The organism is Streptomyces sp. NBC_00490 (genome assembly GCF_036013645.1).
Taxonomy (GTDB): Bacteria; Actinomycetota; Actinomycetes; order Streptomycetales; family Streptomycetaceae; genus Streptomyces; species Streptomyces canus_F.
Window position 1 is genome coordinate 3,188,403 of the sequence record NZ_CP107869.1, and the last position, 20,092, is coordinate 3,208,494.

The 20,092-nt window shown below is 71.6% G+C and carries 19 protein-coding genes; 6 read left to right on the forward strand and 13 right to left on the reverse strand.

Going from position 1 to position 20,092, the window contains the following annotated elements; translation table 11 throughout:
• Nucleotides 1-22: 22 nt before the first annotated feature.
• The 7 genes from OG381_RS14385 to OG381_RS14415 form a co-directional block, all read right to left on the reverse strand.
• The gene (locus tag OG381_RS14385) at nt 23-1,435 is read right to left on the reverse strand and encodes a lysine N(6)-hydroxylase/L-ornithine N(5)-oxygenase family protein (protein WP_327716499.1); all 1,413 of its coding nucleotides are present in this window, start codon (nt 1,433-1,435) and stop codon (nt 23-25) included.
• Nucleotides 1,432-2,877: a pyridoxal phosphate-dependent decarboxylase family protein gene (locus tag OG381_RS14390; RefSeq protein ID WP_327716500.1), complete on the reverse strand. Its 1,446-nt coding sequence runs from the start codon at nt 2,875-2,877 to the stop codon at nt 1,432-1,434. The genes OG381_RS14385 and OG381_RS14390 overlap by 4 nt, the downstream gene beginning before the upstream one ends.
• Before the next feature lie 97 nt (nt 2,878-2,974).
• Nucleotides 2,975-3,793, reverse strand: a complete 819-nt coding sequence (locus OG381_RS14395; RefSeq protein WP_327716501.1) for an NmrA family NAD(P)-binding protein — start codon at nt 3,791-3,793, stop codon at nt 2,975-2,977.
• A 106-nt stretch (nt 3,794-3,899) separates the two neighbouring features.
• Nucleotides 3,900-6,404 carry an aminopeptidase N gene (gene pepN, locus OG381_RS14400; protein ID WP_327716502.1) on the reverse strand — a complete coding sequence of 835 codons (2,505 nt, stop codon included), beginning with the start codon at nt 6,402-6,404 and terminating at the stop codon, nt 3,900-3,902.
• Nucleotides 6,405-6,460: 56 nt separating this feature from the next.
• The gene (locus tag OG381_RS14405; RefSeq protein ID WP_327716503.1) at nt 6,461-7,012 is read right to left on the reverse strand and encodes a response regulator; all 552 of its coding nucleotides are present in this window, start codon (nt 7,010-7,012) and stop codon (nt 6,461-6,463) included.
• Nucleotides 7,013-7,152: 140 nt separating this feature from the next.
• On the reverse strand, nt 7,153-7,512 hold the full coding sequence (locus OG381_RS14410; protein ID WP_307032101.1) for a chorismate mutase: 360 nt from the start codon (nt 7,510-7,512) through the stop codon (nt 7,153-7,155).
• A gap of 464 nt (nt 7,513-7,976) precedes the next feature.
• The gene (locus OG381_RS14415) at nt 7,977-8,861 is read right to left on the reverse strand and encodes a helix-turn-helix domain-containing protein (protein ID WP_327716504.1); all 885 of its coding nucleotides are present in this window, start codon (nt 8,859-8,861) and stop codon (nt 7,977-7,979) included.
• Nucleotides 8,862-8,944: 83 nt separating this feature from the next.
• On the opposite strand from OG381_RS14415, the gene OG381_RS14420 reads away from it, so the two are divergent.
• The gene (locus OG381_RS14420) at nt 8,945-10,684 is read left to right on the forward strand and encodes a glycoside hydrolase family 35 protein (RefSeq protein WP_327716505.1); all 1,740 of its coding nucleotides are present in this window, start codon (nt 8,945-8,947) and stop codon (nt 10,682-10,684) included.
• Here the strand turns inward: OG381_RS14420 and OG381_RS14425 are convergent.
• Nucleotides 10,671-11,105 (reverse strand): GNAT family N-acetyltransferase, encoded by a 435-nt coding sequence (locus tag OG381_RS14425; RefSeq protein ID WP_327716506.1) that lies wholly within the window; start codon nt 11,103-11,105, stop codon nt 10,671-10,673. The genes OG381_RS14420 and OG381_RS14425 overlap by 14 nt on opposite strands.
• Nucleotides 11,106-11,200: 95 nt before the next feature.
• Here OG381_RS14425 and OG381_RS14430 point away from each other — a divergent pair, with 95 nt between their 5' ends.
• Nucleotides 11,201-12,082, forward strand: coding sequence for a hypothetical protein (locus OG381_RS14430; protein ID WP_327716507.1), 882 nt, complete (start codon nt 11,201-11,203; stop codon nt 12,080-12,082).
• Nucleotides 12,083-12,152: 70 nt separating this feature from the next.
• Here the strand turns inward: OG381_RS14430 and OG381_RS14435 are convergent, their stop codons facing one another.
• Together OG381_RS14435 and OG381_RS14440 are read right to left on the reverse strand one after the other, a co-directional pair.
• Nucleotides 12,153-13,058, reverse strand: coding sequence for an SDR family oxidoreductase (locus OG381_RS14435; protein WP_327716508.1), 906 nt, complete (start codon nt 13,056-13,058; stop codon nt 12,153-12,155).
• A 1-nt stretch (nt 13,059) separates the two neighbouring features.
• Complete coding sequence (locus OG381_RS14440) at nt 13,060-13,800, reverse strand: SDR family oxidoreductase (RefSeq protein ID WP_327716509.1); 741 nt, start codon at nt 13,798-13,800, stop codon at nt 13,060-13,062.
• Nucleotides 13,801-13,854: 54 nt separating this feature from the next.
• Between OG381_RS14440 and OG381_RS14445 the strand changes: the two genes are divergently transcribed.
• The 4 genes from OG381_RS14445 to OG381_RS14460 are packed head-to-tail and all read left to right on the forward strand — an operon-like array spanning nt 13,855 to nt 17,233.
• The gene (locus OG381_RS14445; RefSeq protein WP_327716510.1) at nt 13,855-14,613 is read left to right on the forward strand and encodes an enoyl-CoA hydratase family protein; all 759 of its coding nucleotides are present in this window, start codon (nt 13,855-13,857) and stop codon (nt 14,611-14,613) included.
• Complete coding sequence (locus OG381_RS14450) at nt 14,614-15,417, forward strand: CoA transferase subunit A (RefSeq protein ID WP_327716511.1); 804 nt, start codon at nt 14,614-14,616, stop codon at nt 15,415-15,417.
• Nucleotides 15,418-15,428: 11 nt separating this feature from the next.
• Complete coding sequence (locus OG381_RS14455) at nt 15,429-16,145, forward strand: CoA-transferase subunit beta (protein ID WP_327722460.1); 717 nt, start codon at nt 15,429-15,431, stop codon at nt 16,143-16,145.
• The gene (locus OG381_RS14460) at nt 16,145-17,233 is read left to right on the forward strand and encodes an NAD(P)H-dependent flavin oxidoreductase (protein WP_327716512.1); all 1,089 of its coding nucleotides are present in this window, start codon (nt 16,145-16,147) and stop codon (nt 17,231-17,233) included. The genes OG381_RS14455 and OG381_RS14460 overlap by 1 nt, the downstream gene beginning before the upstream one ends.
• Before the next feature lie 199 nt (nt 17,234-17,432).
• Here OG381_RS14460 and OG381_RS14465 read toward each other — a convergent pair whose 3' ends face one another.
• Genes OG381_RS14465 through OG381_RS14475 form a run of 3 tightly spaced genes read right to left on the reverse strand, consistent with a single transcriptional unit; the run spans nt 17,433 to nt 20,052 of the window.
• A complete protein-coding gene (locus tag OG381_RS14465) occupies nt 17,433-18,590 on the reverse strand; it encodes an acetyl-CoA C-acetyltransferase (RefSeq protein ID WP_327716514.1) in 1,158 nt (385 codons plus the stop codon).
• A gap of 35 nt (nt 18,591-18,625) precedes the next feature.
• Nucleotides 18,626-19,240 (reverse strand): TetR/AcrR family transcriptional regulator, encoded by a 615-nt coding sequence (locus tag OG381_RS14470; RefSeq protein ID WP_327716515.1) that lies wholly within the window; start codon nt 19,238-19,240, stop codon nt 18,626-18,628.
• A 26-nt stretch (nt 19,241-19,266) separates the two neighbouring features.
• Complete coding sequence (locus tag OG381_RS14475) at nt 19,267-20,052, reverse strand: SDR family oxidoreductase (protein ID WP_327716516.1); 786 nt, start codon at nt 20,050-20,052, stop codon at nt 19,267-19,269.
• Between the last annotated feature and the right edge of the window lie 40 nt (nt 20,053-20,092).

Consider the following 20,092-nt stretch of genomic DNA (forward strand, 5'->3'; position numbering starts at 1 on the left):
CGTCGGCGTGCGTGCTCTTGTCCTAGCGTCCCTCGACCAGGGGGGTGAGTGTCTGGGCCTGGCGGGCGGCGGGGATCTGGGGCTGTTGGTCGAGGCCGAAGGTGGTGAAGGCCGTTCGGGTGGGGAGGGGGTAGGGGGCCTTTTCCGTCAGGGAGTTGAGGATGGTGGCGCTGCGCCAGGCGGCGAGGCCGAGGTCGGGGGTGCCGACGCCGTGGGTGTGGCGTTCGGCGTTCTGGACGTAGAGGGTGCCGGTGACGGAGGGGTCGAGGACGAGGCGGAACTGTTCGTCGACGCGGGGGCGTTCGCGGCTGTCGCGGCGCAGGTAGGGGTCGAGTCCGGCGAGGATGCGGTTCAGGGGGCGTTCGCGGTAGCCGGTGGCGAGGACGACGGCGTCGGTGGTGAGGCGGGAGCGGGTGCGCTGCTCGGTGTGTTCGAGGTGGAGTTCGACCTTGGTGGTGGCGACGCGGCCCGCGGTGCGGACGCGGACGCCGGGGGTGAGGACGGTGTCGGGCCAGCCGCCGTGCAGGGTGCGTCGGTAGAGCTCGTCGTGGATGGCGGCGATGGTGTCGGCGTCGATGCCTTTGTGGAGCTGCCATTGGGCGGTGACGAGGCGGTCGCGTTCGGCTTCGGGGAGGGCGTGGAAGTAGCGGGTGTAGTCGGGGCTGAAGTGTTCCAGGCCGAGTTTGGAGTACTCCATGGGGGCGAAGGCCTTGGTGCTGCCGAGCCAGTGGAGGCCTTCGCGGCCTGCGGGGCGGGTGCGGAGCAGGTCGAGGAAGACTTCGGCGCCGGTCTGTCCGGTGCCGACGACGGTGACGTGTGCGGCGCGTTGGAAGGCGTCGCGGTGGGCGAGGTAGTCGGCGGCGTGGATGACGGGCACGCCGGTGGCTTCGACGAGGGGTTTGAGGGGTTCGGGGATGTAGGGCTCGGTGCCGACGCCGAGGACGATGTTTTTCGTGTACGTCCGGCCGAGGGCGTCGGCTTCTCCGTCGGTGTCGAGCTGGGTGAAGTCGACTTCGAAGAGGTCGCGTTCGGGGTTCCAGCGGACGGCGTCGACCTGGTGGCCGAAGTGGAGTCCGGGGAGGTTCTCGGCGACCCAGCGGCAGTAGGCGTCGTATTCGGCGCGCTGGATGTGGAAGCGCTCGGCGAAGTAGAAGGGGAAGAGTCTGTCGCGGCTCTTGAGGTAGTTGAGGAAGGTCCAGGGGCTGGCGGGGTCGGCGAGGGTGACCAGGTCGGCGAGGAAGGGGACCTGGATTCTGGCGCCGTCGATGAGGAGTCCGGGGTGCCAGTCGAAGGTGGGGCGTTGTTCGTAGAAGACGGTGTCGAGTTCGGCGAGGGGGTGGGCGAGGGCGGCGAGGGAGAGGTTGAAGGGGCCGATGCCGATGCCGACGAGGTCGCGGGGTGCGTCGGGTTGCCGGTGGGGCGGGATGGGGGTCATCTGCGGGTGGTTCCTTCCACGGCTTTCAGGAGTGCGGCCAGGTCGTCGGGCCGGGTGTGGGGGTTGAGGAGGGTGGCCTTGAGCCAGAGCCGGCCGTCGAGGCGGGCCCGGCCGAGGACGGCGCGGCCGTCGGTGAGGAGTTCTCGGCGTACGGCGGCGATGTCGTCGTCGGTGGCGTGGACCGGCCGGAACAGGACCGTGCTGATGGTGGGCGGGTCGTGGAGTTCGAACCCGGGGTGGCTCTGGACGAGTGCGGCGAACTCCGTTGCCCGTGCGCAGACTTGGTCGACGAGTCGGCCGAGTCCGGTGCGGCCGAGGGTCTTCAGGGTGACGGCGATCTTGAGGGCGTCGGGGCGTCGGGTGGTGCGCAGGGAGCGGCCGAGGAGGTCGGGGAGGCCGGCTTCGGTGTCGTCGTCGGCGTTGAGGTAGTCGGCGCGCTGTCGGAGTGCGGCGAGGTCGCGGGCGTCCTGGACGGCGAGGAGGCCTGCGGCGACCGGCTGCCAGCCGAGTTTGTGCAGGTCGAGTGTGACGGTGGCCGCGGCGCTCAGGCCGGTGAGCTTGTCCCGGTGCCGGGCGCTGAAGAGGAGTCCTCCGCCGTATGCCGCGTCGATGTGGAGGCGGGCCCCGTGGGTTCGGCAGACCGCGGCGATCTCGGGGAGGGGGTCGATGAGGCCCGCGTCGGTGGTGCCTGCGGTGGCGGCGACGAGGTGGGGGCCGGGGAGGTCGGTGAGTGCGGCGTCCAGGGCGGCGGGGTCGAGGGTGCCTGCGGGGGCGGGGACGGTCACCGGGTCGGGGAGGCCCAGGAGCCAGGCGCTCCGCGGGAGGGAGTGGTGGGCGTTGGCTCCGTGGATGAGCCGGACGCCGGCGCCGAAGGCTTCTCTGGCCAGGAGAAGGGCCAGTTGGTTTGATTCGGTGCCACCCGTTGTCACCAGGGCGTCGGGTGCGTTGTCGGCTGCGGCGCCGTCGTGGCTGGTCGCGCCCCGCGGCGGAGCCGCACATCGATACAGCCCCGCACCCCTGGGTGGGTCGCCGTAGACCTCGTTTGCCAGTACCCGGGTCAGCAGTCGCTCCAGCTCTGATGCTGCTGGTGCCTGGTCCCAGGAGTCCAGGGACGGGTTGAGGACTGATGCCGCCAGGTCGGCTGCTGCTGCGACCGCTAGGGGTGGGCAGTGCAGGTGGGCGGCGCACAAGGGGTCCGCTGGATCTGCTGAGCCCTCTGCCAAGGAGCGGACAAGGTTCCGTAGGGCCTCCGGGTCGCCCTCGTCCGGGAGTACGTCGCCCAGCGCGTCCCGAACTCGTGCCGCGACCGTCTCCGGGCCTCCCGCGGGAAGTGGTCCCCCGCGCTCCTGTGCGCCGTCTCGTAGCGCTTCGAGGACGGTGCCGAGCAACGGGCGCAGGGCGCGGGGGCCTTCGGGTCCTGAGGCCAGTGGCGGGGTGCGCATGGTGTCAGCTTGTACGCGGTTGTGTGGGCGCGCCCGAGAGGTTCGGCGATTCAGACCCGAAAGGGGGTACTTCCGTGCGGGGGAAACGTGGCGGAGGTCAGCCCCGGAAGTCCTCGGCGTGGTCGCGGGCCCACCGCTCGAAGGTGCGGGCCGGGGTGCCGGTGATCTTCTCGACGGTGTCAGTGATCTCCGGGGTGGCGCCGACGGTGGCGGCCCAGCTCTTCAGCAGGAACTGCAGGAGGTGGGGCGGCAGGTGGGAGAAGAGTTCGGTGGCGGCCTGTTCCGGCGGGAGTTCGACGTACTCCAGGTCGCGTCCGAGGGCTCGGCCGATCGCGGCGATCTGGTCGGCGTTGCTGGTCGCCGCGGGTCCGGTGAGGATGTGGACGGCGCCTTCGTGGCCGACGTCGAGGAGGGCGCGTTCGGCGACGGCGGCGATGTCGTCCTCGTGGATGGGTGCGCTCATCGCGTCGGCGTAGACGCCGCGGACGGTGTCGCCGGCGCGGATCTGTCCCGCCCAGGAGAGGGCGTTGACGGCGAAGGCGTGGGGGCGCAGGAAGGTCCATGCCAGGCCGCTGTCGCGGATGGCGCGTTCGGCGTCGGCGTGCATGACCCGCAGGGGGTTGTTGTCGTCGGCGTCTGCTTTGACGTATCCGGCGGACAGGAACACGACGTGGCGGACGCCGGCTTCGCGGGCGGCCGTGAGGAGGTCGGCGTTGGCGGCCTGGACGTAGAGGAAGAGTTTGGTGGCGCCTTCGAAGGCGGCCTTGTCGGGGTGGAGGCGCGTGACCTCCACCCCGTCGGGCAGTGCGGCCTTCTGGGGGTCGCGGGTGAGGGCGCGTACGGGTCGGCCTGCGGCGACGAGGCGGTCGACGAGGGCACGGCCGACGTTTCCGGTGGCGCCGGTTACTAAGATCACGGGTCTGTCTCCCAGGGTTGATCGTCCTTGACTGTCCGTAGCCTAGAGCGGACGATCGCCTTCCCGCGTCGTCTCCCGGGAGCAACCGTGGCCTACGTCTGAGGTCCTAGGCCTCCCTCACTCGCAACGCGCGTGCCAGGTCGTCGAGTTGGTCGGCGAGCTTGCGGCGCAGGGCCGGGATGGGGTCGGCGTTGCGCAGGCATCGTTCGCCGTGGTGGAGGGTGTCGGCGTCGACGGCGTGGGCGGGGAACGCGTAGCGGCCGGCGGCGTCGGCGATGGCGGGGCCGCGGCGGGCGGCGAGGGCGACGGCGTCCTCGAAGTAGCGCGGGACGTACTCCTGGAGGAGTTCGGCCTGTTCGGGCTGCCAGAAGCCCTGGGCGGTGGCGGTGAACAGGTAGTTGGACAGGTCGTCGTGGGCGAACATGGCTTCCCACGCCGCGCGCTTGGCGGCCGCGTCGGGCAGGGCGGCGCGGCAGCGGGTGGCGCCTTCCTGGCCGGTGGCGGACGGGTCGCGGTCGAGTTCGGCGGCGATGGCGCTCTCGTCGGTGGCGTCGAGGGCGGCGAGGCGGGCCAGGATGCGCCAGCGCAGTTCGGGGTCGAGTTCGGGGCCGCCGGGGACGGTGCCGTCGGCGAGCCAGGCGGCGATGGTGTCGGGGTGGGCGGCGACGTCGATGAAGTGGCGTACGGCGATCAGGCGCAGGCCGGGGTTGTCGCCGTCCTCGGTGCGGCGGATGAGGTCGCGGCACAGGGAGGTGAGGGTGGCGAGGGCGGCGGGGCGCTCCTCGGGGGTCACGTAGCGGCCGGCGACCTGGACGGAGGCGAAGGCGAGGACGCCCTGGACGAGGGCGAGGTCGGTCTCGTGCGGGAGGTGGGTGCGGGCGGCCTCGAGGTAGGCGGTGGGCGCCAGTTCGCCGTCGCGGACCGCGTCGCGCAGGGCGTTCCAGACGACGGCGCGGGTGAGGGGGTCGGGCAGGCCCGACAGGGCGGCGCGGACGGTGTCGAAGGAGTCGGCGTCGAAGCGGATCTTGGCGTAGCTGAGGTCGCCGTCGTTGAGGAGCAGGAGGGCGGGGCGCTTGCCGATGGGCTGGGGTGCGGTCTGCGGGATGTCGAGGTCGAGGCGTTCGCGCAGGACGAGGTGGCGGCCCTCGTCGGTCGCGCCTTCCGCCAGGGTCCGGTCGTAGAGGCCTACGGCGATGCGGTGCGGGCGGCTGCCGGTGTGCTCGACCTGGAGGGTGTAGGTGCCTTCGTCGCCGGGGGTGACCTGGGGCTTGAGGGTGTCGACGCCGGTGGTGCGCAGCCAGGTCTCGGCCCAGGCGTGGACGTCGCGTTCGGTGCTGCTCGCGAGGGAGTCGATGAAGTCGGCGAGGGTGGCGTTGGCGAACTTGTGGCGGGCGAAGTGGGTGTTGATGCCGGCGAGGAAGTCCTTCTCACCGAGCCAGGCCACCAGTTGCCGTAGTGCGGAGGCGCCCTTGGCGTAGGAGATGCCGTCGAAGTTGAGCATGGCGGAGGCGGTGTCGGGCACCAGCTCGGGGTCGGGAGCGACGGGGTGGGTGGAGGGGCGCTGGTCGGCCTCGTAGCCCCAGGCCTTGCGGGCGACGCCGAAGTCGGTCCAGGTGTCGGCGAAGCGGGTGGCTTCGGCGCAGGTCTGGTAGCCCATGTACTCGGCGAAGGACTCGTTGAGCCAGATGTCGTCCCACCAGCGCAGGGTGACGAGGTCGCCGAACCACATGTGGGCCATTTCGTGGGCGATGACCATGGCGCGGGTCTGGCGTTCGGTGTCGGTGACGGCGGAGCGGTAGACGAACTCGTCGCGGAAGGTGACCAGTCCGGGGTTCTCCATGGCGCCGGCGTTGAACTCGGGGACGAAGGCCTGGTCGTAGGAGTCGAAGGGGTAGGGCTCCTCGAACTTCTCGTGGTAGCGGTCGTAGCACTGCTTGGTGACCTCGAACAGTTCGTCGGCGTCCGCGTCGAGGTAGGGGGCGAGCGAGCGGCGGCAGTGCAGGCCGAAGGGCAGGCCGCGGTGTTCGGTGGTGACGGAGTGGTAGGGGCCGGCGGCGACGGCGACGAGGTAGGTGGAGATCCGCGGGGTGGGGGCGGTCCGCCAGTTGCCGTCGCCGAGGTGTTCGGTGATGCCGTTGGCGAGGACGGTCCAGTGCTCGGGCGCCTTGACGGTCAGCTCGAAGACGGCCTTGAGGTCGGGCTGGTCGAAGGCGGCGAAGACGCGGGGGGCGTCGTCCATGCACAGGTTCGTGTAGAGGTAGGTCTCGCCGTCGGCGGGGTCGGTGAAGCGGTGCATGCCTTCGCCGGTGCGGGAGTAGCGCATGCTCGCGTCGATGTGGAGTTCGTGTTCGCCGGCGGTGAGGTTCTTCAGGGGCAGCCGGTCGCCGTCCAGGGACTCCGGGTCGAGGGGCTGTCCGTCGAGGGTGGCGGAGCGCAGCTGTGCGGGCTTGAGCTCGACGAAGGTGTCGCCGTCCGTCCGCAGGGTGAAACGGATGACGGTGCGGGAGTCGAAGGTGTCGTCGCCGGTCGTCAGGTCGAGGGCGATCGTGTACCGGTGGACGTCGAGGAGCTTGGCACGGGTCTGCGCGTCGTCGCGCGTCAGTACGGACATGCAGGACATGCTGCCTGATGGGACCGGCCGGGCACAGGGGCGGATCGGTACGCGGCCTATGTCCGGTCCTGTTCGAGACTGCCGTGGTGCGCCCCTTCTGCGCGCTGGATCGGGACCCGGGTGTCCGGGTGGGGCAGGGCGGGGCGGGCGGGGCGGGCGGGGGGCTCGCCGTGGTTCTTGACGAGGGCGCGCAGTTCGCGGATCTCCTCCTGGAGGAGGAGTTGGCGGCGGTGGGCGTCGTAGAGGTAGCGGACCTTGGTGCGCAGTGCCCAGGGGTCGACGGGTTTTGTGATCAGGTCGGCGACGCCGAGTCCGAAGGCGGTGGAGGTGAGTTCGTGGTCGGTGCCGAAGCCGGTGAGCAGGACGACGGGGATGTGCTGGGTCTGTTCCAGGCGACGCATGTAGCGCACGACGTCGAGGCCGCTGACGCCGGGCATACGGACGTCGAGGAGGAGCAGGCCGACCTGCCCGCGGAGTACCTGCTTGAGGGCCTCGTCGCCGCTGGTGGCGCGGCTGAGCCGGTACCCCAGCGGGGCGAGGGCGCTCTCCAGGGCGTACAGCGTGTCCTCGTGGTCGTCGACGATGAGGATCTTGGCATCCGACGGCATGGCCCGACGTCCCTCCCGCGTGGGACAACCAGCTTACGTCCGAGGAGCTGACGCGGAGTGCTCGCCGGCTGACAAGGAGTGCACAGCGCAGCATGCCTCGCGCGGGACCGCGTGTCACGCCCTTTTGGTGTCGGCCGAGGTCAGTTGGCCTGTGACGAGGTGCCGTTGATCGTGTTCTCCACGCTCTCGGCGATCCGCTCGTGGTGGCGGATCACTTCGGCGATGATGAAATTCAGGAACTTCTCAGCGAAGGCCGGGTCGAGTTTGGCGTTCTCGGCGAGGGTCCGCAGCCGTTCGATCTGGCGGGCCTCGCGGGCCGGGTCGGCGGGCGGCAGCTGGTGCTGGGCCTTGAGGTGGCCGACCTGCTGGGTGGCCTTGAAGCGTTCGGCGAGCATGTGGACGACGGCGGCGTCGATGTTGTCGATGCTGTCACGCAGCCGGGCGAGCTCCTCGCGCACGGCGGGGTCGACGTCACCGGTTCCGTTGGTGCTGGTGGTCATGGGCGACCACCCTACGTGGCAGCACGGCAACACCGCCGAGGCGTCCGCACCCGGGCCAGGTCCAGGTGGGCTGCCGCCCACGAAGGCACATGGGGGCGGCCCTGCCCGGCCGTCGAACCAGCCCGCTCGTTGGGCCGGCCCAGTCGTCGGATCGGCTCGATCGCCAGGCAGGGTCAGACGTCAGGCCAGCCCGATCGTCGGGCCAACCCGGGTCGTCGGCCAACCCGATCATCGGTCGGCTCGGGCGTCAGACCTGGTCGGGCGCTGGTCCAGCCCAGGCGTCGGCAAGTCCGATCGGCGGACCGGGTCGGGCGTCAGGCCAGCCCGGTCCTCGGGTCGGCGCGGGTGTCAGGCCAGCCCGGTCCTCGGGTCGGCGCGGGTGTCGGGCCAGCTCTGGGCTCTTTGGCGTGGGCCTCGTCATCCGGGGGCGCCGGCGTCGCCGCGGTGGAGCGGGCGGCGTGGGCCTACGTGGTGCCGGGGAGGCGGGGTGGGTCGGTGGGGTCGGGGACCTGGTCGGTCCAGCCGCCGGGGACGGTGCGGCCCTGTTGGGCGCGGAAGCGGACGGGGGCGGTGCCGACGCGGCGGGTGAAGAGGCGGGAGAAGTAGGCGGGGTCGTCGTAGCCGACGCGGCGGGCGACGGCGGCGACGGGGAGTTCGGTGGCGGCGAGGAGTTCCTTGGCGCGGCCCAGGCGGATGCCGAGGAGGTAGTCCTTGGGGCTGCAGCCGGCGCCCCGGCGCACGGCGGTGCGCAGTTCGGCGAGGGTCATGCCGTGCCGGGCGGCGTGGTCGGCGACGGACAAGGGGGTGAAGGCGTCGCGGGCGAGGGCTTTGAGGACCTCGTGGCCGTCGGGGGTGAGGTCGGCGCGGGCGCGGCGCAGGGCGACGAGGAGTTCGTGGACGGCTGCGCCGGTCTCGACCTCCAGGAGGGGGTTGTCGCGGCGGGCGGCGCGGGCCATGCGTCCGATGACGGCACGGGGTCCGGTGGCGTCGGTGAGGGGGACGACGGGCCGGTCGGGTTCGATGTAGCCGAGTTCGGTGTAGGTGGCGGTGGCGGGCCCGGTGAAGTCGACGAAGCCCTCGTCCCAGCCAGTGTCGGAGTCGGGGGCGTAGTGGTGGGGGACGCCGGGGGTGAGCCACAGCAGGGCGGGCGCGGTGACGGCCGTACGGCGGCCGCGGGCGTCCTCGTACCAGCCGCCGCCGGTGCTGATGACGACGGCGACGTGGTGGTCCAGGGTGCGGGGGCCGACGGTGGGCAGGGCGCCGTACTGGAGGCCGACGCCGAGGCAGACGAGGCCGAGGCGGTGGTGGGCGGGGCCGGGCGTGAGGAACCGCATCCAGGTGTGGTACATCGACAGGCCCCGTTTCGTCCGTCCAAGCTGTGCCGATCTTTGTCCATGGACCCTGACCTGCGCCAGAGGTGAGGGTGGGGCGTATGAGCGAGTTCACGGCGGGGGAAAAGGACTTTCTGCTGGACGGGCGGCCGGTGCGGCTGCTGTCCGGTGCGCTGCACTATTTCCGGGTGCACGAGGCGCAGTGGGGGCACCGGCTGGCGATGCTGCGGGCGATGGGCCTGAACTGCGTGGAGACGTACGTCCCGTGGAATCTGCACGAGCCGCGGCCGGGTTCCTACGACGATGTGGAGGCCCTCGGCCGTTTCCTGGACGTGGCGCGGGAGGCGGGGCTGTGGGCGATCGTGCGGCCGGGGCCGTACATCTGCGCCGAGTGGGAGAACGGCGGGCTGCCGCACTGGCTGACGGGGCGGCCGCGCACCGGCGACGCGGAGTATCTGGGGCACGTGGAGCGCTGGTTCCGTCGGCTGCTGCCCCAGGTCGTGGCCCGGCAGATCGGCCGCGGCGGCCCGGTGATCATGGTGCAGGTCGAGAACGAGTACGGCAGTTACGGCTCGGACGCGGAGTATCTGCGCCGGCTGGCCTCCCTCCTGCGCGAGACGGGCGTCACGGTCCCGCTGTTCACCTCCGATGGGCCCGAGGACCACATGCTGACCGGCGGCTCCCTTCCCGGTGTCCTCGCCACGGTCAACTTCGGCTCCCACGCGCGCGTGGCCTTCGAGACGCTGCGCCGGCACCGCCCTGACGGGCCGCTGATGTGCATGGAGTTCTGGTGCGGCTGGTTCGACCACTGGGGCGCCGAGCACGTCGTACGGGACCCTCGGGACGCGGCGGCGGCCCTGCGGGAGATCCTGGACTGCGGGGCCTCCGTGAACCTCTACATGGCGCACGGCGGGACGAGCTTCGCGGGGTGGTCGGGCGCGAACCGGGGCGGTGGCGATCTGCACGACGGTGCGCTGGAGCCGGATGTGACGTCGTACGACTATGACGCGCCGATCGACGAGTTCGGCCTTCCCACGGACAAGTTCTGGCGCTTCAGGGAAGTCCTCGCCGAGTACGCGGACGGCCCGCTTCCCGAACTGCCGTCGCAACCGACCCAGTTGGGCTCTCCCGCCGAAGTGGCGCTGACCGGCTGGGCGTCCCTGAGCGACGTGCTGGAGACGCTCGGCGGCCCTGAGACCCTCTCCCCCGTCCCGCCGACCTTCGAGGAACTCGACGTCGACCGGGGCGTGGTGCGCTACGAGGTGACCGTCCCGGGGCCCCGGCAGCCGTATCCGCTGATCGCGCGCGGGCTGCGGGATCTGGCGGTGGTGTACGTCGACGGGGAGCGGGCCGGGGTGCTCACCGAGGAGGACGAGCGGCTGAAGGAGCCCGTGGCCGGGCACGCGCGCGTGGAGCTGTGGGTGGAGTCCCTGGGCCGGGTCAACTACGGGCCGCGGACCGGGGAGGCGAAGGGGATCACCGGGGGGCTGCTGCACGAACGGCAGTATCTGCACGGGGTACGCGCGCGTGGGCTGCGCCTGGACGCGCTGGAGGACGTGGACGGGGTGCCTTTCCGGCCGCTTCCCGAGGAAGGCGCCCCGGGTCTCTACCGGGGCACCCTCACCGTGCGGGGCGCGGGGGACGCGCTGCTCGAACTGCCGGGCTGGACACGGGGGTTCGTGTGGGTCAACGGCTTCAACCTGGGCCGCTACTGGTCCGCGGGCCCGCAGCAGGCGCTGTACGTACCCGGCCCGGTGCTGCGGGAGGGCGTCAACGACGTATGGGTGCTGGAGTTCGAGAAGGCGGTGCCCGACCGGGCGCCACGGCTCAGGAGCCGATGACCTTGTGCAGGTGCACGTCCTGGTGGCCCCCGGGGATGCCCTCCGTGCGGCCGGTCTCGCGGAAGCCGAGGCCCTGGTAGAAGCCGGGGGCCTGAAAGGTGAAGAAGGAGACGATCATCTCGGTGCAGCCGCGCCGTACGGCCTCCTCCTCGGCGGCGCCCATGAGCCGGGTCCCCCAGCCCGCGTGGCGCTGGTCCGCGCGCACCCACAGCATGTCGACGGCACAGCAGGAGCCCCAGATCCACGCGGTCAGGCCGCCGGCCAGCTCTCCGTCGGCGTCGGTGGCACGGACGGTGAGGGGCGCCGGGGTCCCGGCGCCGGTCGCCTCGGCGTTGAAAGCGGTGAGTTCGTCGTCGAGGCGCTGCTCCAGGACGTCGTCCTTGTCGCCGACCTGCAGGGAGGTCCCGGGTTCGATGGTCACGGCCGGGAGTATGCCAGGGCGGCCGTCCACCGGGGAAAATCCGCCCGCACCCTCGTAGAGTGGAGTCGGGTTCAGGGCGTCTTGGGGGTACCGGCGTGGCGAACGACGGACCGGTCGAGCACGGCTACCCGCACCTGGAGACGGTGCGGGCCTCGATCACCGCGCTCTGGAAACGGCTGTCGTACGACACCGTCCAGACGTTCTCGACCAGCGTGGCCCCCGCCGACGTGGCGTTCTGCGACACGGACGATCTCCATCTGGGGGCGCAGCGGGTGGCCCGTGAGCTGGTGCGGCACTACCGGCTCCCCGATGCCCGGATGATCGTCGGCTTCCGGGAGATGACGCATGCGGCGAACGTCGAACTGGCCGCGGGGCCCGAGTACTTCGTGGAGTTGAACGACCGTTTCCGTACCCATCGGCGGGACATCGGGGCGGCGCTGGCGCACGAGGTGATGCATGTCTATCTGCACCGGCTCGATCTGTCGTTCCCGGGGATCAGGGAGAACGAGATCCTCACGGACACGGCGACGACGTATCTGGGTGCGGGGTGGCTGCTCCTTGACGCGTACCGGGAGGACGCGGCGTCCTCGCAGAAGCTGGGGTATCTGACGCCGGAGGAGTTCGGGTACGTGCTGGCGAAGCGGTCGCTGGTGTTCGGTGAGGATCCGTCGGTGTGGTTCACCAGTGCGCAGGCCTATACGGCGTATGTGAAGGGGATGGCGAAGGCGCGGCAGGATGAGCAGCAGCCTCCGCTCACCGCGGCGGGGTGGGCTGGGCGGCGGCGGTACGCGCGTGACCGGCGGGCTCATGTTCCGCATCCCGATGCGCGTTATGCCTTCACTCCCGATGGTGGGGCGGAGGGGCTTCGGGTCTCCTTTCCTTGTCCTACCTGTCATCAGAAGATCAGGGTGCCGGTGCGGGGGCGGGTTCGGGCGCGGTGTGGGTTGTGCAGGACCGTGCTGGAGTGTGACACGTAGGAGGTGGCTCGTTGTCTGCGGGTCGGTGGGGGCTGGTCGCGCAGTTCCCCGCGCCCCTGAGTGGGTCCACTTACGCTCCGTAGACCTGTCCCGGCATTTCCGCCTGGTCAAGCAGCTTCCGTGCCGTTTCCCCCGCCTCCGCCGGTGTCCACCTCTCCCCCTTGTCCGTGCTCGGGCCCGGCCTCCATCCCTCCATCACCGTGATCCGGCCGGCCTCCACCTCGAACACCCGGCCGCTCACCCCCGCGCTCGCCGCCGAGCCCAGCCACACCACCAGCGGGGAGACGTTCTCCGGGGCCATCGCGTCGAAGCCCTCGCCCGGTGCCGCCATGGTGTCGGCGAAGGTGTGCTCCGTCATCCGTGTCCGTGCCGCCGGGGCGATCGCGTTGACCTGGACGCCGTAGCGTGCGAGTTCCGCCGAGGCGACGAGGGTGAGGCCCACGATCCCGGCCTTCGCCGCGCTGTAGTTCCCCTGTCCGACCGAGCCCAGCAACCCGGCCCCGCTGCTGGTGTTGACGACCCGGGCGACCGGCGTGCGTCCCGCCTTCGCCTCCGCCCGCCAGTGCGCGGCGGCGTGCTTGAGGGGGAGGAAGTGGCCCTTGAGGTGGACGCGCATCACCGCGTCCCAGTCGTCCTCGTCGAGGTTGACGAGCATCCGGTCGCGCAGGAACCCGGCGTTGTTGACGAGGGTGTCGAGGCGGCCGTACGTCTCCAGCGCGGCGGTGATCAGGGAGCTCGCCCCTTGGGTCGTCGCGATGTCGCCGCCGTGGGCGACGGCCTCGCCGCCCGCCGCACGGATCTCCGCGACGACCTGCGCGGCCGGGCTGTCCGCGTCGGGCGCCCCGTCGAGGCCGACGCCGAGGTCGTTGACGACGACCCGGGCCCCTTCGGCGGCGAAGGCGAGGGCGTGCGCCCGGCCGAGTCCGCGGCCGGCCCCGGTGACAATCACGGTCCGTCCGTCACAGATTCCGCTCAACTCAGCGCTCCTTGTTCGCAGTTGCCGCGTCCAGGAACAGCGGCCGCTCTCCGCCCCCGTGCACCAGCAGCGACGCCCCGGTGATGTACGCGGCGGCGTCGGAGGCGAGGAAGACGGCCGCGGCGCCGATCTCGGCGGGCTCGGCCAGTCTGCCGAGGGGGACGGTGCGGGAGACGGCGTCGATGCCGTCCTCGTCGCCGTAGTGGAGGTGGGCCAGCTCGGTGCGCACCATGCCGACGACCAGGGTGTTCACCCGTACGTCCGGCGCCCACTCGACCGCCATCGACCGGGCGAGGTTCTCCAGTCCGGCCTTCGCCGCCCCGTATGCCGCCGATCCGGGCGAGGGGCGGCTGCCGCTGACGCTGCCGATCATGACGACCGAGCCCTTCGACCGTTTCAGGTGCTCGTGGGCCGCGAGGGAGGCCGTGAGCGGGGCGAGCAGGTTCAGCTCGATCACCCGCGTGTGCCGCTCGGCGTCCGCGTCCGCGAGCAGCCGGAACGGGCCGCCGCCCGCGTTGTTGACGAGGACGTGGAGACGGGGCAGCGCGCCGAAGAACGCGCGTACCGCGTGCGGGTCCCGCACATCCAGGGACACGAACTCGGAGCCCTCCAGGGGCACTTCGGGCGGTCGTCGCGCACACACCACGACGTCAGCGCCCGCGCTCACGAACGCCCGCGCGATCCCGGCACCCACTCCCCGGGTGCCGCCGGTGACGACCGCGACCCTCCCCTTCAGCTCCATTCGCCGCTACCCTTCACCTAACAAACGTTTGGTGGAAAGGTAGCTGATGCTTCCATGGGTGTCTCCACCTCGTCCCAGGAATCTGGGCACGGAAAGGACGGCGTCGCGGTCGTCACGGTCGACTTCCCCCCGGTGAACGCCCTGCCGGTGGACGGCTGGTTCGCGCTCGCCGACGCGGTGCGCGGGGCGGGCCGCGATCCGCGGGTGCGGTGCGTGGTGCTGGCCGCCGAGGGCCGGGGGTTCAACGCGGGTGTGGACATCAAGGAGATCCAGACCCAGGGCCCTTCGGCTCTCGTCGGCGCCAACCGCGGCTGCTACGAGGCCTTTTCGGCGGTGTACGACTGCGAGGTCCCGGTGGTGGCGGCCGTGCAGGGCTTCTGCCTGGGCGGCGGTGTCGGCCTCGTCGGCAACGCGGACGCGATCGTGGCGAGCGAGGACGCCACCTTCGGACTGCCCGAGCTGGACCGGGGCGCGTTGGGCGCGGCCACGCATCTGGCCCGGCTGGTCCCCCAGCACCTCATGCGTGCCCTGTACTTCACCTCCCGTACGGCGACCGCGGCCGAGCTGCACGCGCACGGTTCGGTGTGGCGGGTGGTGCCGCGCGCCGAACTTCGGGAAGCGGCGCTGGAGTTGGCGGGTGAGATCGCCGCCAAGGACGGGGAGCTGCTCCGGCTGGCCAAGGCCGCGATCAACGGTATCGACCCGGTCGACGTGCACCGCAGTTACCGCTTCGAGCAGGGCTTCACCTTCGAGGCGAGCACCGCCGGGGTGGCCGACCGCATCCGTGACAGCTTCGGGAAGGAGGGCCGATAGGTGAGCGACAAGACCATGACCGCGGACGAGGCCGTGGCCCGGCTGCACAGCGGCATGACCCTCGGCATCGGCGGCTGGGGCTCGCGCCGCAAACCGATGGCCCTGGTCAGGGCGCTGCTCCGGTCGGATGTCACCGACCTGACGGTTGTCTCGTACGGCGGCCCGGACGTCGGCATGCTCGCCGCGGCCGGACGGATCCGCAAGCTGGTGGCCGCCTTCGTCACCCTCGACTCGATCCCCCTCGAACCGCACTACCGCGCGGCCCGCGAGCGCGGCGCCTTCGAGCTGATGGAGATCGACGAGGCGATGTTCATGTGGGGGCTGCACGCGGCGGCGAACCGCCTGCCCTTCCTGCCGGTGCGGGCGGGCGTCGGCTCGGACGTGATGCGGGTCAACCCCGGGCTGCGGACGGTGACTTCGCCGTACGACGACGGCGAGACGTTCGTGGCCGTGCCCGCCCTGCGTCTGGACGCGGCCCTGGTCCACGTCAACCGCGCCGACCGGCTGGGCAACGGGCAGTGTCTGGGCCCGGACCCCTACTTCGACGACCTCTTCTGCGAGGCGGCGGACACCGCATACGTGTCGTGCGAACGGGTCGTCGACACGGCCGAGTTGACGAAGGCGGCGGCGCCGCAGTCGCTGCTGGTCAAGCGGCATGTGGTGACCGGGGTCGTCGAGGCGCCGAACGGGGCGCACTTCACGTCCTGCGCGCCGGACTACGGGCGGGACGAGGCCTGGCAGAAGGCCTATGCGACCACGCCGTGGCCGGAGTTCGCGGCAGGGTATCTGAAGGAGGGATCGTGAACGCCTCACCTGTGCCGCCCACCCGCGCCGAGTACTGCGTGATCGCCTGTGCCGAGGCCTGGCGGGGCGGCGGTGAGATCCTGGCGAGCCCCATGGGCCTGATCCCCTCCGTCGGGGCCCGTCTCGCGCGGCTCACCTTCGCCCCGGATCTGCTGCTGACGGACGGCGAGGCGATGCTGGTCCGCCCGGACGGCACCGTCGAGGGCTGGCTCCCCTACCGGCAGCATCTGACCCTGGTCACGGGCGGGCGGCGGCACGTGATGATGGGCGCGAGCCAGATCGACCGGTACGGCAACCAGAACATCTCCTGCATCGGCGACTGGGCGCAGCCCAAGCGGCAGTTGCTCGGGGTACGGGGAGCGCCGGTCAACACCCTGAACAATCCGACGAGTTACTGGGTGCCCCGGCACTCGCGACGGGTCTTCGTGGAGAAGGTCGACCTGGTGTGCGGGGTGGGTTACGACCATGCTGCCGGCGCCCGCTTCCATCGCATCCCGCGTGTCGTCTCCGACCTCGGTGTCTTCGACTTCGCGACGCCGGACCACTCGATGCGGCTGGCCTCGCTGCACCCCGGGGTGAGCGTCGAGCAGGTCGCGGAGGCCACCGGGTTCGCTCTGAACATCCCGGACGAAGTGCCGTACACCCGTGAACCGACGGAGGAGGAGCTGGAGTTGATCCGCGAGGTGCTCGACCCGGCCGGCGTCCGCTCGCGGGAGGTCGCCGTCTGATGGACACGGCACTCACCCGGCTGGTCGGGGTCCGCCATCCGATCGTGCAGACCGGGATGGGCTGGGTGGCGGGCCCCCGCCTGGTGTCGGCCACGGCGAACGCGGGCGCGCTGGGCATCCTGGCCTCGGCGACGATGACCCTCGACGGGCTGCGCGAGGCGGTGCGGGAGGTCAAGTCCCGTACGGACGCGCCCTTCGGCGTCAACCTCCGTGCCGACGCGGCGGACGCGGGCGACCGGGTGCGGCTGCTGATCGACGAGGGGGTGCGGGTCGCCTCCTTCGCCCTCGCGCCCTCCGCCGAGCTGATCGCCGAGCTCAAGGAGGCGGGGGTCGTCGTCGTCCCGTCCGTCGGTGCCCGCCGGCATGCCGAGAAGGTGGCGGCGTGGGGGGCGGACGCGGTGATCGTGCAGGGCGGGGAGGGCGGCGGACACACCGGCGAGGTGGCGTCGACCGTGCTGCTGCCGCAGGTGGTGGACGCGGTGGACATCCCGGTCGTGGCGGCCGGGGGGTTCTTCGACGGGCGGGGGCTGGTCGCTGCGCTGGCGTACGGGGCGGCGGGTGTCGCGATGGGCACCCGGTTCCTGCTCACGTCGGACTCGACGGTGCCGGACGCGGTGAAGGCGCGCTATCTGGCGGCGACGGTGAGGGACGTGACGGTGACGCGGGCGGTGGACGGCCTGCCGCACCGGATGCTGCGCACGGACCTGGTGACCGGGTTGGAGAACTCCGGCCGCGCGAAGGCCCTTGCGCGGGCGGTCCGCCACGCCAGCGGTTTCCGTCGCCTGTCCGGACTCACCTGGCGGCAGATGATCCGCGACGGCCTCTCCCTGAAGCACGGCAAGGACCTCACCTGGAGCCAGGTCCTCCTCGCCGCGAACACGCCGATGCTGCTCAGATCGGCGATGGTGGACGGCCGTACGGATCTCGGCGTGATGGCTTCCGGGCAGGTCGCCGGGGTGATCGACGATCTGCCGTCGTGTGCGGAGCTGGTGGAGCGGGTGATGGCGGAGGCCGCGGAGGTCGTGGGGGCGCTGGCGGCGGGCGGTGCGGTCGGGTTGCGCGGGGCGCCCAGCGGCTCGGGAGGCTGATGCTGTTCGGCGAGTACCGGTCGGCTGTGGCTGATCGCGCAGTTCCCCGCGCCCCTTGCGGGGCGCGGTCCCGCCCCTCAACCGCTCAGAGCCGCTCGATGATCGTCACGTTCGCCCTGGCCGCCGCCCTCGCACATCGGCCCCGTCCCCGACGGCCCCCTCGCACTGCTCGGCCCTGGCGGTCTCGCCATCGTCGCCATCACAACCGCTCGATGATCGTCACGTTCGCCTGGCCGCCGCCCTCGCACATCGTCTGCAGTCCGAACCGGCCGCCCGTGCGCTCCAGTTCGTGCAGCAGGGTCGTCATCAGCTTGACGCCCGTCGCGCCCAGGGGGTGGCCGAGGGCGATGGCTCCGCCGTTGGCGTTGACCTTCTCCGGGTCGGCGCCGGTTTCCTTGAGCCAGGCGAGCACGACCGGGGCGAAGGCCTCGTTGATCTCGACGAGGTCGATGTCGTGGATGGAGAGGCCGGTCTTCTTGAGGGCGTGGGCGGTGGCGGGTATCGGTGCCGTCAGCATGCGGATCGGGTCCTCGCCGCGCACCGAGAGGTGGTGCACGCGGGCGCGTGGCGTCAGCCCGTGTTCGCGTACCGCCCGCTCCGAGGCCAGCAGCATGGCCGCCGCCCCGTCCGAGACCTGCGAGGAGCACGCGGCGGTGACCGTGCCGCCCTCGACGACCGGCTTCAGCCCGGCCATCTTCTCCAGCGAGGTGTCCCGGCGCGGGCCCTCGTCGACGGACACGTCCCCGTAGGCGACGGTCTCCCGCTCGAAGCGCCCCTCGTCGATCGCCCGCACCGCCCGCTGGTGCGAGCGCAGCGCGAACTCCTCCTGGTCCTGCCGGCTGATCCCCCACTTCGCGGCGATCATCTCGGCGCCGACGAACTGGTTCACCGGCTTGCCCCCGTACCGCGCCTGCCAGCCCGCACTGCCCGCGAAGGGGCCCTGCGTGAGCCCGAGCGGCTCGGCGGCCTGCCGGGTGGCGAAGGCGATGGGGATCAGGGACATGTTCTGCACGCCGCCCGCGACCACCAGATCCTGTGTCCCCGACAGCACGCCCTGCGCCGCGAAGTGCACCGCCTGCTGGGAGGAGCCGCACTGCCGGTCCACGGTCACCCCCGGCACCTCTTCGGGCAGCCCGGCCGCCAGCCAGCAGGTCCGCGCGATGTCCCCGGCCTGCGGCCCCACCGCGTCCAGACATCCGAAGACGACGTCCTCGACGGCGCCGGGATCCACCCCGGCCCGCGCCACCAGTTCCTTCAGCACATGCGCGCCCAGATCGGCGGGGTGGACCCCGCTGAGCCCTCCCTTGCGCCGCCCGACGGGCGTCCGGACCGCTTCGACGATGTAGGCCTCGGCCATGGCAGCTCCCCAGACTCCTCAGAATCCCCAATGAGTCACGTACGTACGGCGATCCCGTCCAGCACCATCGACAGGTACTGCCGGGCGATCTCCTCCGGGCTGTGCTGTCCGCCGGGCCGGTACCAGGACGCGGCGACCCAGACGGTGTCGCGCACGAACCGGTAGGTGAGCCGGACGTCGAGGTCGGCGCGGAACACCTCGGCCGCGACCCCGCGCTCCAGCGTGGACAGCCACGCCTTCTCGAACTTGCGCTGCGAGTCGGCGAGGAAGACGAACCGCTCCTGCGCGACCAGCTGTCTGCTCTCCTTCTGGTAGATCGCGACGGCGGCGCGGTGCCGGTCGATCTCCCGGAAGGACTCGGTGACCAGGGCCTCCAGCGTCTCGCGGGGCCCGAGTTCGGCGGCGAGGACGGTGTCGTAGCCGTCCCAGAGCTCGTCGAGGAAGGTCCGCAGGATCTCCTCGAGCATCGACTCCTTGGAGTCGAAGTGGTAGTAGAGGCTGCCCGCGAGCATGCCCGCGTGGTCCGCGATCTTGCGGACGGTGGTGGCGTTGTAGCCCTGTTCGGCGAAGACCTCGGCGGCGGTGTCGAGGAGTTCCCGGCGACGGGCGGGCGCGGCGGGGGTCACCTGCGGCTTCTTCTTGGTCGGCACGGCATCAATTGTGGACGCTCTTCTCGTCAGGCGTGCTGGCTGCTGACGGCGACGACTTCGCCCGTCATGTACGAGGAGTAGCCGGACGCCAGGAACACGATCACGTTGGCCACCTCCCACGGTTCGGCGTACCGCCCGAACGCCTCCCGCGCGGTCAGCTCCTCCAGCAGCTCCGGTGTGGTCACCTTCGCGAGGTGCGGGTGCATGGCGAGGCTCGGCGCCACCGCGTTGACGCGCACCCCGAACTCGGCGGCCTCCAGGGCCGCGCAGCGGGTCAGCGCCATCACGCCCGCCTTCGCGGCGGCGTAGTGCGCCTGCCCGGCCTGGGCGCGCCAGCCGACGACGGAGGCGTTGTTGACGATGACGCCGGTGCCGGAGTCCCGCATCAGCCGCAGCGCGGCCCGGGTGCAGCGGAAGGTGCCGGTCAGCGTGACGTCCAGGACGCGGGACCACTGGTCGTCGGACATGTCGACGAGAGGTGCGGTCCCGCCGAGCCCGGCGTTGTTCACGACGACGTCCAGCCGCCCGTGTTCCGCGACGGCGGTGTCGAACAGGGTCCGCACCTGGGACTCGTCGGTGACATCGCAGGGCAGGGCCGTCACCGCGCCCGGGAAGTCCCGCCCGAGCTCGGCCTCGTACTCCTTGAGCCGCCGCGTGTGCGCGTCGCTGATCAGCACCCGCGCGCCCTCCTCCAGGAACCGCCGCGCGGTGGCGCCGCCGATACCGGCGCCGGCCGCCGCGGTGATGACGGCGGTGCGCCCGCTCAGCAGTGCGTGCCCTGGCTCGTACGCCGGAGTCTCGACGCCTGTCATAGGGCCACGCTAACCTACCAAACACTTGTTAGGGAAGCGC